10 protein-coding genes are annotated in these 12,774 nt (G+C 59.0%); all 10 read right to left on the bottom strand.

From position 1 onward, the window contains the following. Nucleotides 1-153 precede the first annotated feature (153 nt). Complete coding sequence (locus tag EDC14_RS13075) at nt 154-885, bottom strand: cytochrome c biogenesis CcdA family protein (protein ID WP_132014748.1); 732 nt, start codon at nt 883-885, stop codon at nt 154-156. A gap of 128 nt (nt 886-1,013) precedes the next feature. After that, nucleotides 1,014-1,535 (bottom strand): TlpA family protein disulfide reductase, encoded by a 522-nt coding sequence (locus EDC14_RS13070; protein ID WP_132014747.1) that lies wholly within the window; start codon nt 1,533-1,535, stop codon nt 1,014-1,016. A 416-nt stretch (nt 1,536-1,951) separates the two neighbouring features. Continuing rightward, nucleotides 1,952-3,706, bottom strand: a complete 1,755-nt coding sequence (recN, locus tag EDC14_RS13065) for a DNA repair protein RecN (RefSeq protein WP_165908002.1) — start codon at nt 3,704-3,706, stop codon at nt 1,952-1,954. A 5-nt stretch (nt 3,707-3,711) separates the two neighbouring features. Then, nucleotides 3,712-4,164, bottom strand: coding sequence for an arginine repressor (gene argR, locus EDC14_RS13060; RefSeq protein WP_132014745.1), 453 nt, complete (start codon nt 4,162-4,164; stop codon nt 3,712-3,714). Nucleotides 4,165-4,178: 14 nt separating this feature from the next. Next, nucleotides 4,179-5,018 (bottom strand): NAD(+)/NADH kinase, encoded by an 840-nt coding sequence (locus EDC14_RS13055; protein WP_165908001.1) that lies wholly within the window; start codon nt 5,016-5,018, stop codon nt 4,179-4,181. A 371-nt stretch (nt 5,019-5,389) separates the two neighbouring features. Further along, entirely contained in the window at nt 5,390-6,325 is a 936-nt protein-coding gene (locus EDC14_RS13050) for a DUF1848 domain-containing protein (RefSeq protein WP_132014743.1), read from the bottom strand. A gap of 3 nt (nt 6,326-6,328) precedes the next feature. Beyond that, entirely contained in the window at nt 6,329-7,732 is a 1,404-nt protein-coding gene (locus EDC14_RS13045) for a M16 family metallopeptidase (RefSeq protein ID WP_132014742.1), read from the bottom strand. Further along, nucleotides 7,729-9,072 carry a M16 family metallopeptidase gene (locus EDC14_RS13040; RefSeq protein ID WP_132014741.1) on the bottom strand — a complete coding sequence of 448 codons (1,344 nt, stop codon included), beginning with the start codon at nt 9,070-9,072 and terminating at the stop codon, nt 7,729-7,731. Before EDC14_RS13040 ends, EDC14_RS13045 begins: the two co-directional genes overlap by 4 nt. A 377-nt stretch (nt 9,073-9,449) precedes the next feature. After that, nucleotides 9,450-10,274: a 2-oxo acid dehydrogenase subunit E2 gene (locus tag EDC14_RS13035; RefSeq protein WP_165908000.1), complete on the bottom strand. Its 825-nt coding sequence runs from the start codon at nt 10,272-10,274 to the stop codon at nt 9,450-9,452. 853 nt (nt 10,275-11,127) lie between these two features. After that, nucleotides 11,128-12,759 (bottom strand): chaperonin GroEL, encoded by a 1,632-nt coding sequence (groL, locus tag EDC14_RS13030; RefSeq protein ID WP_132014739.1) that lies wholly within the window; start codon nt 12,757-12,759, stop codon nt 11,128-11,130. Between the last annotated feature and the right edge of the window lie 15 nt (nt 12,760-12,774).

Below are 12,774 nucleotides of genomic sequence, written 5' to 3'. Positions count from 1 at the left end.
CAGCCTTTCGTCACAGGCTACGCCCAGTGGTATTCCCCGCGAAGAATACCATAGGGTTTGGAGAGGAATTCGCCGGTTCCAACCGAATACCTTCTAAAAATGTAATATTTTGTAATGATTTGAAATTCGCTAAAGTATTTTGGGGAGCTCCGTTTACCGCCGCAACAGGTCCTCGGGATTCCAGCCGCCGGTGAGCTTCATCAGCCAAACGGAGAGCATGGGCATGCCTCCGGTTAGCAGAAGCAAACCCATCAAAATCAAGAGACCTCCGGCGGCCCATTCGAACCAGCGAAAGTACGGCTTCAGCTTGTTAAAATGGCGAATCATCCCCTGAAAACCGATGGCCAGCAGCAGGAAGGGCAGCGCCAGTCCGATCGAGTACACCAGCAGTAAGCCCAGGCCCCGGAGCGGTTCGGCCTGGCTTCCCGCCAATGCCAGAATCGAACCGAGAATCGGGCCGACGCACGGCGTCCATCCCAACGAGAAAGCCACTCCGGTAAGGAATGCCCCGATCCACCCCAGCTGCGGCCGGGCCTGCCAGCGATGCTCCCGGTAAAGCCAGGGCAGCCTCAGCCAGCCCCCCTGATGCAGACCCAGCATCAGAACCAGCACCCCTCCGATTCGAGAGAGCAAAACCCGGTTCGCCCGCAATAAAGCGCCCAAATAGGAACTGGTCACACCCATCAACAAAAAAACCAGGGTAAAACCGGCGATAAAGAGCAGCGTCGACCGGATCACTTTGGCGCGGGAGACCGCTCCGCTCTGCAATTCCGCGAACGACGCTCCCGTGACGATTCCCAGATAACCGGGGGCGATAGGCAAAATGCACGGCGACAGAAACGACAGCAATCCGCCCAGAAATGCCAGCACGAACGTGACTTCCATTTTGCTACTCCTTTCGAAGAACTGTGATTAACCCGGCTGAAAAGCCGGGGAGGGTCGCAGCGATTGCTTGAAGCAAGGGATAAAATCGATTGAAATCGTTTCGCAAGACAATTTCCGGTCGGAATTTATCACTTGGCTTTCAGTAGCGGCTCAATCTTTTCCCGTAAAACTTGCCCCGTGGTGCTGCCCTCGATTTTGGCGCGGATTTTACCCTGACGGTCGACGATGAAAGTCGTGGGAATGGCGTAGATCTGGTACAGGCTGCCGACCGATCCGGCCGTATCCGTCAGCACCGGAAACGCCATGCCGTTCTTTTTGGCAAACTCCCGCACTTCGTTGGGGCTTTGCTGTAGATTGACCGCCAGAAGCTCCACCCCCCGGCCGGCGTAAGTTTTATAAAACTCCGCCAGTTCGGGGATTTCCGCCCGGCAAGGCGGACACCATGTGGCCCAGAAGTTGAGCAGGGTCACTTTGTGGCCGGCCACGATCTTTTTGAGTTCTACCTTTTTTCCGTTGAGATCGGACAAGGAAAATTCGGGAGCCATCAAGCCCACCCCGGGCCCGGTTTTTGCCGCCATGACTCTCGGGACTCCCGCGACGGCCGCAACGATCAAGATCACCAGGAAGACCCATCCCAACACTTTCCGCATGGTAACGCCTCCTCTTTTTAAAAGCGTTGTGATAAACCCCGTCCGAAAGGTCGGGGTATTCACAAAAGCTCAGAAAAGCAAGTGATAAAGTCGTTTATAAACCTTTTTGCCTTCTGATTTCCGATTCAAAAGACTTTATCACATGGCTTTTAAAATACCATGATGTATTTCCTAACGCGAAACGGGGCAATAAATTCCCGTCCTCAATATACCCTATATGGTATATAATAGTCGATATTGTAGGCTACTTCAACTCCAAAAAAGATCCCGTCCGCCCGGAAATGCTCCCTGACGGATAAAGCAGAACCCAGAGCGGAGTGTCTGGGTTGGAAAAAAGGTATCAGGATGAGAAAACAGAGAATTGAAAACCATATGCCCTCGCAATAGACCATGAATGACCCAAGGGATCTGCCAGGCTATGAATCGGGGGAAACGCCGTTTTTATTGAGGCGGAGCCGCTCCGCCAGGAGCAGCATCTCCCGGGCGTGCCGCCGGGTCGTGTCGGTGACTTGCGCGCCGCCGAGCATCCGCGCCAACTCCTCGACCCGCTCATTGAGATTCAGCGCCCGCACCGTTACAGTGGTCCGTTCCCCCTGCACCTGTTTTTCGATGTAAAAATGTTGCCTCGCCATGCTGGCGATCTGGGGCAGATGCGTCACCGAGATCACCTGGCGGCTGCCGCCGATCAGCAGCATCTTTTCGGCCACCGCTTGCGCGGTCCGGCCGCCGATGCCCACGTCGATCTCGTCAAAAACCATGGTCGGTATCCGGTCGAGTTCCGCCAGGATTGCCTTGAGTGCCAGCATAATCCGGGAAAGCTCGCCGCCGGAAGCGATTTTGGCCATCGGCTTCAGCCCTTCGCCCGGATTGGGCGCCACCAGAAATTCGATCCGGTCGGCGCCGCCGGCTCCGGCCTCGACGGTTTTCCCGGCCCAGGGGATGCCATCGGCTGTTTCCGTTTGCGTCAACCCGATCTTAAACTGCGTCTTTTCCATATTCAACTCGGCCAATTGGGCCATGATCGCCTGTTCCATCCGGACGGCTCCGGCCCGGCGTTCGGCGGAAAGCCGCTCGGCTAACCCCCCCAAGCGGTTGCGAACCTCCGCCAGCTCCCCGTCGAGTTTTCGGGAGCGTTCTTCGCGGTTGGCGATCTTCGCCAGCTCCTGATCGCAATCGGCGGCAAACTGCAGGATTGCGGCGATGGTCGGACCGTATTTCCGCTTCAGCCGGGTCATTTCGTCCAGGCGGGATTCGATCTCCGTCAGCCGGTCCGGTTCGAACTGAATCTGTTCCTGATAGCCGCGTAACTCCCGCGAAACCTCTTCCACGCCGAAAGCGGCCTCGCGCAGGGACTGCAAAATCGGTTCGAGCCTGGGGTCAATGGCGGCGGCATGTTCCAGAGCCCGCTCCGCGCTTCCCAGCAGTTCGACGACTGCCTGGCCGCTTGCATTATCGTATAATGCCTGATACGATTCGGTCGCGGCTTGGTAGAGCTTCTCGGCCGAGCTCAGAATGTCCCGCTCCTTCAGCAGGTCTTCGTCCTCTCCCAGCACCAGTTTGGCGCCGGCGATCTCATTGGACTGGAACTGCAGCAGATCGACTCTGCGGGCCAGCTCCGCTTCATTCTGCCGCAGCTGTCGTTCCTCTTCGACCAGCTCCCGCCAGACCTGGTAGACCCGTTGGTACTCCGCGCGGAGTTCCAGACACGGAGCGCCGCAGTACTGATCCAGCAGTTCCAGCTGTTTCTCCGGGAATAACAAGGATTGGTGCTCATGTTGGCCGTGAATATCGATAAGGAACTCGCCCAGCTTGGCAAGGGACAACACCGTCACCAGCTGTCCGTTCACCCGGCAACGGTTGCGGCCGCTGGCGCCGGCCTCGCGCTGGATAATCAGACTGCCGTCGGCCTCGACCGGGATGCCCAAACCGTCGAGGAAAAGCTCGAAATCCGGCCGTTGCTCCATGGCGAACACCGCTTCCACCAAAGCACCCTCGGCGCCGGCCCGGATCATCTCCGTGCTGAACCGCCCGCCCAAAGCCAGGCCCAGCGCATCGATGATGATGGACTTTCCGGCGCCGGTTTCACCGGTCAGCACGTTAAAGCCGGGATCAAATTCCAGATGAATCTCGTCAATGAGGGCAAAGTTCTTGACCCGGATTTCTTGCAGCACGTTCCCTACCTCCTCAGCTGCTGAAGACGGCTTATCAATTTCTGGACCTGATCCTGATCGCGCACCACCATCATGATGGTATTATCGCCCGCCACTGAACCGACCACTTCCGGCCAGTCCAGATCGTCCAAGGCGTCCGCCAAGCCATGGGCGGAGCCGCTCATGGTCTTGATCACGATAATATTGGCCGCCGAATCCACCGCCACCATGGAATCCTCCAGCATCCGTTGGGCGCGCCGGGTCAAATCCCCCGGCGTCCGCTCCTGCGGCAATGAATAACGGTAATACCCTTCGGTGGTGGGGATTTTCACCAGTCCCAACTCTTTGATATCCCGGGAAAGCGTCGCCTGGGTGACCAAAACCCCACGGGCCTTCAACGCGTCCCCCAATCCTTCCTGAGTGCCAATGATCTGTTCCTTAATGATGGCAATGATCATGGCGTGACGATTGGCTTTCATAACTGCCTCCGCGTTCAGATTCTGCCTTCTTTGAGGCGGGTTTTGAGTACGTCAAAAAATCCCTGATCGTTAAAACGCAATAATTTGGTGACATAAGGCGCTTTCCCAAATTCAATGACGTCGCCGGCCTGGAGCACGATAGTGGCCTGACCGTCCGCGGATAAGCTCGCCTCGGCATAGTCGGCATGGAAGACTGCCTTGACCCGGGCCTCCCCGCTCAACACCAGGGGCCGCGCATATAACGAATGAGCACAAATCGGCGCGACCACCAGCGCTGCCAGCCGGGGATCCAGGATCGGTCCGCCGGCCGAGAGGGAGTAAGCCGTCGAACCCGTAGCGCTGGCCACAATCAACCCATCCGCGGGATAGGTCGTAAAATACTCGTCATCGATCCAGGTTTCAATTCGCAGCAAGCGGGCGAAAGAATTTTTGGCGAGCACCAGATCATTCAGACCGACCAACCGGTGGACCGCCTGATTTTCCCGGAGTATCACCGCTTCCACCATGGTCCTTTCCTCATAATCGTAAAGCCCCTTCTGTAAATGCTCACAAGCTTCCTCCAGCCGGTTGCTTTCGACGCGGGTTAAAAAGCCCAAATGACCGAGGTTTACTCCCAACAGCGGAATCTGCCGCGGATAAATCCGCCGGGCCGCATTCAGCATCGATCCGTCTCCCCCCAGCACCATTACCAGATCGATCCCGTCAAAGCAGTCGGCTTGCGGCAAAGCAAGCCCCGGTTCGGATAATTCGACATTCACTTGAAAACCGTTCCGCGCGAATAATTTTTGGACCGGATCCGCCAGTTCCAATGCGGCCGGTTTCAGCGGATTGGGCAACAATAAAATCTTCTTCAAAATACAAGACATCCCTTATCTGATTTCTATAATTTATTCCGTAAAAATCGGCGGTTTCCTGCTGTCGCCTTCGCAATAAGTTTTATACTGCCGGGAATATCCCAATTTCCAACCCGATTCCAAAGGGACTCATGATTTTATAGAATCTGCGTCTCCATCCATCATTATCCCGTGGCCTCATTCCGGCATATAATCCAAAATATAAAAATTTGCCGCCAAGAAACTTCGTAGCAAGTTTTCAAAGCGGCACAACAGGTTCCGGCCGGGCGACTAACCATGAATTCTCCCTTATATGAATCCCAGCTGAAACACCCCTCGATTCGTAGTAATCAAGAACTCGATATACCTCGGTATACAGTTGCGGTCCGGGACTATTCGAAAAGCTTCAATTGGGGATTCCCGGGGGAGTCGGAAGCCGTCTGGAACGGCGTCTCCCCAAGATTTCCGGAACCGCAGAGCAGCGGAGCGTCCGGATCGTAGACGGCGGTCCGCTGCGCCACGCGGGTCCGGTTTTGATTCGCATAGCAATATAAGCAATCATGCCTGCAAGTGTTGTAGACTCCGATGTCGACGCTGGCCACGCAGCCGCAGCCTTCCCGCTGGCCGGAGGCCTTGCGGAACCGGACCGGCTTGGGGCTGAGCCGCGCGATGAGCCGGTCGTCGATGCAGCGGCCGTGTCCGATGCCAATGGCGTCCAGCTCCAATCTTTCGCAGCAGGTTTCGAGGATCAGGCCGTGGTCGCGGGCGATCCGCGCCAAACCCGCGGCCAGCTCGGCCAGTTGCGCGTCGCCGGGGTCGTAGGGAGCGACGGCGGCCATGTTGCGCACGGTTTTCTCATAAAAATCCAGGAAACTGATGACGCAGCGTTCCGTATACGGCCCGAGCCTCTCGGCGAGCCGCGCGAACTGTTCCAGATGGTAATTTAGCCCGTGGGCCGCGCTGAATAAAACCGGATCATAGCGCCAGACCACCCGTTCCCGGCCGATCTGTTCCGAGAGGGCTTGGAAGGTCGCGATTAACTCCGGCTGCGCCGGCAAGGCGGTCTCAATCCCTGGGCCGTACGGGTTCAGCGTAAAATGAAAATAGTAGCAATATCCGGCCAGGCTATCGAGCCGGGGCAGCAGCGGCCCCGGGTTTTTGGTCCAAAAAACGATGCAGTCCACCGCTTCCGGCGCCAGATCCACCCGCCGGAGCTGTTGCGGAAAGAAGGGGTTCGGCACCAGGACAAAGCCCGCCGCGAGCCGCCGCAAAAACCAGTCACTGTAAAAAGCCGGGATATCCGTCCTGCGGCTGGCGCTGATGATCAATTCTCATTCCTTCCCCGGCTCCGGGCCGACCACGCTGAGCGTATAATGGGTGAGATACTGCCGGGCCACCCGCTGAATATCCGGGGCCGTCACCCGGTCAATCCGGTCCGGATACTGTTCGTCGTAACGGTATCCCAGGCCCAGCAGCTCATAGCGGCCCAAAAAATCCCCTTGGGCGGCATTGCTTTCGTGCTGTACCAGATAACTGCCGCGGACTGCTTTTTTGGCGGACTCAAGCTCCGCGGCGGTCACCGGCTCGTCCCGCATTCTTTGAAACTCAGCGATCAGGCCGGCTTTGGCCGCCTCCAGGTTGGCGGGGGCGGTCGCCATGAAAGCAAAGAGCTGGCTGGGTCCTTCATTGGGCACATAGCCGGTGCTGACCGAATACGCCAGCCCCCGTTCATCGCGAAGGCGGGTGAAAAGACGCGAACCCATGCCGCTGCCGCCCAGGATCCAGTGGAGCAGCTCCATGGCCGGCCGGTCGGCGCTGCGCAACTCCGGCGCCGGATAGCCCAGGATGATGAAACTGGCTTGGGTCGGCCGGACAAGAACGGTGGCGCGGTCTTGCTCAATGCGCGGAGCGGTCGGTTCCACCGGTCGCAACGGCGCACCCGCCGCCAGACCGCCCAGGGTCTTTTCGAGCCTGGCCAGCAACTGGGCGGGATCGACCCGGCCGGCGATGGATAACACCATATTGTTCGGAATATAAACTTTCCTGTACCAATTCAGCAGGTCCTCCCGGGTCAGCCCGGCGATGACCCGGGCATAGTCCGCCGGCGTCGTGCCATAGGGCAGATCGCCGTAAAAAAGCCGAAGATAATTCACATAAGCGCTGGTTGTCGGCTGGTCCCCCGAGGCCGACAGCCGGTCCAGGGTCATCTGGCGCTCCTTGACCAGCTCGCTTTCGGGAAAGGTCGGATGCTGGATGGCGTCCAGGAATACCGCCAGACTTTCTTCCAGACCGGCCACGGTAGTGGTCAGCGTTACCGAGCCGTAGTCATCCCCTTCCAGACCCGCCCGGATGCTGGCGCCGAGGGACTCCACCGCTTCGTCAAGCTGCCGGGCGTCCCGGGAGGTCGTGCCCCGGGTGAGCAGTTTTTGCATCATGATGGAGACGCCCCGTTGCTGCGGAGGTTCGTAAAAAGCTCCCATCCGCAGGAACAGTTTCACCGCCACCACGTCGTTGGCGGAATTCGGTTTGACGAGGACCGTCAGACCGTTATTCAACACCCGGCGGATGACCGGGGCCACCCCCTCGGCGCCGCCCGCAGCGGCGGGACCGGGCGCGGCCGCCCGGATCGTCCCGGAAGCCAATGCGGGAAGGAGGCAGGCCGCCAGGGCCGCTCCGATCAAGATCCGCCGCAGGCCGGGACGGTTTCCCGGCCGTTCATTGCCCATTCCGATCATGGTTTCACCTCCGGTTGCAACACCGCGAAGACATATCCTGCGGGATTCAGGTAGCGGCGGGCCACCCGCCGCAGATCGGCGCCGCTTACTTTCTCGATGGCCGCCAGCTCCCGGGCCACGCCGCCGGCGTCGCCGGCCAGTTCGGCCTCGCCGAGGATTCCCGCGATATCCGCCACGCTCTCGCTGGCGTACGCCACGTAACTGCGGAACTTGGCCTTGGCCCGTCGCAACTCCTCCGCAGTCACCCCCTGGCGGATGATCTTTTGGAGCACCCCAGTCACCGTGCGGCGGATCTCCTTCAGGTCGCCCTGCTTGGTCTGGGCGTAGATCGCCAGCATCCCGACCCCCTGATAGCTTTGATAACCGGCCGCCACTTCATTGACCAGTTGCCGCTCGTCGCGGAGCTCGCGGTACAGCCAGGAGGTCTTCCCATCGCCCAGGATTATGCCTAATACCTCCAGCGCCGGCAGATCGCGGCTGTCTCCGCCCGGCCCCGGAAAACCGCAATAAAGATAGGTCTGCTCCACCGGTTTGGTGATGGTGATCTCCCGCACTTCCCGGAGTACCGGCACGGTGACCTTTGCGGGAGGCGGAACCGGCTGGGGCTGGAAATCGCGGAACAGCTGGCCCACCCGCCGGATCACCGCTCCGGTATCCACGTCGCCGGCCACCGCGACCACCATGTTGTTGGGCCGGTAATAACGGCGATGGTACTCCCGGAACTTCTCCCGGGTCAATCCGGCCAGCGATTCGGCGGTTCCCAACACATCCTTGGCGTAGGGCGTGCCGGCGAAGACCGCCCGGTAGGCCTCCCAGCCCAGTTTCTGGCGGGGATTGTCCTCCTTGAGGTTGCCTTCCTCCAGGATCACCTGGCGTTCCCGGTCGATCTCCGCCGGGTCGAAGGTCGAATTCATGATGGCGTCGGCCTCCACGTCCAGCGCCAGATCGAGATATTGGCTGGGTACCACCACATAGTAATGGGTTGTATCCAGGGAAGTGGCGGCATTGAGATAGCCTCCCACCGCCTCGATGGCCTTGGCGATCTCTCCGGCCTTGCGCCGTTCGGTTCCCTTGAAGAGCATGTGCTCGAAGAAGTGGGAGATCCCCGACTCTTCCGGCGTCTCGTTTTTGGCGCCGGCCCCGACCCAGATGTCCACGGCCGTGATGGGCGCGCTATGGACTTCCTTGACGATCAGGGTCAGTCCGTTGGGATAGACCGTTTTGGTGTAGGAAGCGAGCGGACTGTCATAGGGAACCGCTCCGTAAGCCGGCGGCAACAGCATCAGAACCAGCGCGAGCAGCGCCAGCACCGCTCCACGAAAGGTCAGTCGCAGCTTCATGGTATCCTCCTAAACGCTTGTGATAAACCCGCCGAAGGCGGCTGAAAACAAAAGTTCCGGGAAGCAAGGGGTAAAGCAGCTTGAAACCTTTTTGCAAGCTGCTTTCCGGTGCGAAAGACTATATCCCATGGCTTTTGATGATCGGGTTAGTGGGTGGAATCGTTCCGTCTGTTTCTCTCGCTCCGGGGATTCATGATTTGGAATGGCTTGCCTACCGCGTTCATCGTAAGTCCGAAGTGAACCGCCGAGTTATCTCCCATTGAAAGATAGATTATCCATCCGGCCCGGAGAAACCTGCCGGCTGGGGGGAAAGTTTTTGGCAGAAAAGAGTCCGGCATAACGTCATGGCCCCGAATCATTAACTTCCACAGGCGGACTCAATTCACCGGCTCTTCGATGTCCAGTCCGTAACCGCTTTCCAGGAGGCTCGTCAGGCGGGCCACGAACCGCGCGGCCGGCGCGCCGTCGATCACGTCATGGTCCATCAGCACCGTCAGGTGCAGGTATTCGCGGATCTCAACCCGGTCCTGGCAGACCCCGGGCTTTTTGACGACGGCTCCCAGGGCGAAACAGAGCGGCAAAAAGCTCACCGGGATGATCCAGCCGGCCCCGATGCCCATCATTCCGACCGAAGTCACTACCACCGTGCCGGAGAGCTGTTTCACCAGAAAAGGCCGGCGTAGGATGAACTTCCAGGCCGCCAGGCGCAAGAATTGCGGCAGGGCCAGGTACAGCCGCATCGCGCGGGAGCGGGGATTCCCGCCGAGCACGTAATCCCGGGTATCCTGCACCGTCTGCTCCTTGGCCGCCTTGATCTCGGCCTGAATGGCGGCGAAGCTTTTCTCGTTCACTTGCCGCAGCACCACCGGCAGGGGTACCTTTTCGCCGCCCAGCTCTTTCTCGACGATCAGGGAGATGTCGACATCCTCGAAGACCACCAGCTTATTGCGGCCCTGGCGGATGGCGTGCGCCGTCCTGTTCTCGGCCACGGCCTGACTGACGCATTTGACGAACCAGGCATTGAACGACAATTCCGTCTTTCGTCGCCGCCGGTACGCCTTGAGTAGCTGCCGCGCCCGGGTGACGTCCACTTCCAGCAGCGCCTTGACATGATGCTTGCGCAATCCGAGATAGCCGACGTCCAGGGTGGCCAGCCGGCTGGCAGGAAACTCCTTGATGGTATGCTTCGCTCGCTCCGCCATAATGAATCCTCTTTTTCCTCCGCCTTTTCCACGCAAAAAAGGCGCAATTTTGCATGGTCCCGGCCTCGCTCTCCGGCTGATCCGAGCCATCCTTCCGCCCCGATCCATTTCGCCGGCTGGCGTCAACTTCCTGCCAGATCTGGAAAGAAAGATCTCCCGCCGCGGCGGGGTGAACCCCAAATACCGGTGCGCCATCTTTTCCTGCTCCGGCTCATCCCCGGCCGCAAGATCGGACTCGCCCCGGCTAACGGTCCTGCCTTCCAAGTTCCGTTTTTGGCTCCCGCTTTCTCCCCACCTTTGCCGCCGGCCATCCGGCTTGCCATCCCCAAACTCCGGGAAACCCGCCGGGGAATCCGGCGTACTAATCCCTTACCCGGGAATGCTGATCCCTTACCCGGGAATGCTGATCCCTTACCCGGGAATGCTGATCCCTTACCCGGGAATGCTGATCCCTTACCCGGGAATGCTGATCCCTTACCCGGGAATGCTGATCCCTTACCCGGGAATGCTGATCCCTTACCCGGGAATGCTGATCCCTTACCCGGGAATGCTGATCCCTTACCCGGGAATGCTGATCCCATGGTTCGGCAAACTTGCCGAACCATGGGATCAGCTTGGGCTACGCCCGGGCGGACATCCCCGGGTCACGGGAGAGACGGGCCGGGACGCGAGAAAGACCGTTTTGGGACCGGAGAGTTCGTCGCCCATTCGGGGTATCATTGCCTTATGGCTATCCAGGCTCATTGAAATTCTCTTCGAACCAGCAGAGCTGCGAAGTATATTTCATCCCGTCGGAAGGAATAAAAAACCCGGCCTCGGCCGGGTTTTTCGAATGCTGGATTTGGGGAATGGCTCAGTCCATACCCATTCCGCCGGGCATTCCGCCAGGCATGCCACCGGGCATGGCTTTTTCTTTCTCCGGGATGTCGGTGACCAGGCATTCGGTGGTCAGGAGCATTGCCGCGATACTGGCGGCGTTTTGGAGCGCGCTCCGGGTCACTTTGGCCGGGTCGACGATACCGGATTGAATCATATTGACATACTCGCCGGTCAGTGCGTTGAAGCCTTTGCCGGTCTCCAGGGCGCTGACTTTCTCGACGATAACCGAACCTTCCAGACCGGCGTTATTGGCGATCTGACGGAGCGGTTCGGACAATGCTTTCTTCACGATCTGAACACCGGTGGCAACATCGCCGCTGGCCTCGATCTGATCCAAGGCCGGAGCGATCTGCAGCAGGGTCACGCCGCCGCCGGCGACGACTCCCTCTTCCACCGCGGCGCGGGTCGCGGAGAGCGCGTCTTCGATCCGGTGTTTCTTCTCTTTCATCTCGGTCTCGGTGGCCGCGCCGACTTGGATGACGGCTACGCCGCCGGCCAATTTAGCCAGGCGTTCTTGGAGTTTCTCCCGATCGTAATCGGAAGAGGTCTCCTCGATCTGCAACTTGATCTGGTTGATCCGGTTCTTGATCTCTTGCGCGCTGCCGCGGCCGTCGACGATGGTGGTCTCTTCTTTGGTGATCTTGACCTGACGTGCGGTACCGAGCAGATCCGGGGTGGCGTTCTCCAGGGTCATGCCGACATCCTCGGAGATGACCTGGCCGCCGGTGACGATGGCGATGTCGCTGAGCATGGCTTTGCGGCGGTCGCCGAAGCCGGGAGCTTTCACGGCGACGACGTTGAGGACGCCGCGCAGTTTATTCACGATCAGGGTAGCCAGGGCTTCGCCCTCGACATCCTCGGCGATGATCATCAAGGGTTTGCCGCGTTGAATGATCTTCTCCAGGATCGGCAGTAAGTCTTTGATCAGGGAGATCTTCTTGTCGGTGATCAGGATGTACGGATCATCGAGCACCGCTTCCATCCGGTCGGAATCGGTCGCCATGTAAGGGGAGACATAACCGCGATCGAACTGCATGCCTTCGACCACTTCCAGGTTGGTCCCCATGGTCTGGGATTCCTCGACGGTGATGACGCCGTCTTTGCCGACCTTCTCCATGGCTTCGGCGATCAGCTTGCCGATCTCCTCATCCGCGGCGGAAATGGCGGCGACGTGGGTGATATCTTCTTTGCTGTCAACGGACTTGCTGACTTTTTTGATCTCCTCGACGACCGCGGCGACAGCCTTCTCAATGCCCCGCTTGAGGATCATCGGGTTGGCGCCGGCGGCGACGTTCTTCAAGCCTTCGCGAACCATCGCTTGCGCGAGCAGGGTCGCGGTGGTGGTTCCGTCACCGGCGATGTCATTGGTTTTGGTGGCAACTTCCTTGGCGAGTTGGGCGCCCATGTTTTCAAAGGGGTTCTCCAACTCGATCTCTTTGGCAATGGTCACGCCGTCATTGGTGATGGTCGGCGAACCATATTTTTTGTCTAAGACAACATTGCGTCCTTTAGGGCCCAGGGTAACTTTCACGGCATCGGCTAAGGTGTTCACGCCGCGCTCCAGGGCATGACGCGCATCTTCAGCGAATAAAATTTGTTTGGCCATTTTTTTCCCTCCTTA

Origin of the sequence: Hydrogenispora ethanolica (assembly GCF_004340685.1) — a bacterium.
Lineage (GTDB): Bacteria > Bacillota > UBA4882 > UBA8346 > UBA8346 > Hydrogenispora > Hydrogenispora ethanolica.
Note: the sequence above shows the minus strand (reverse complement) of the source record. Positions and strands in the feature narration are given on the sequence as shown.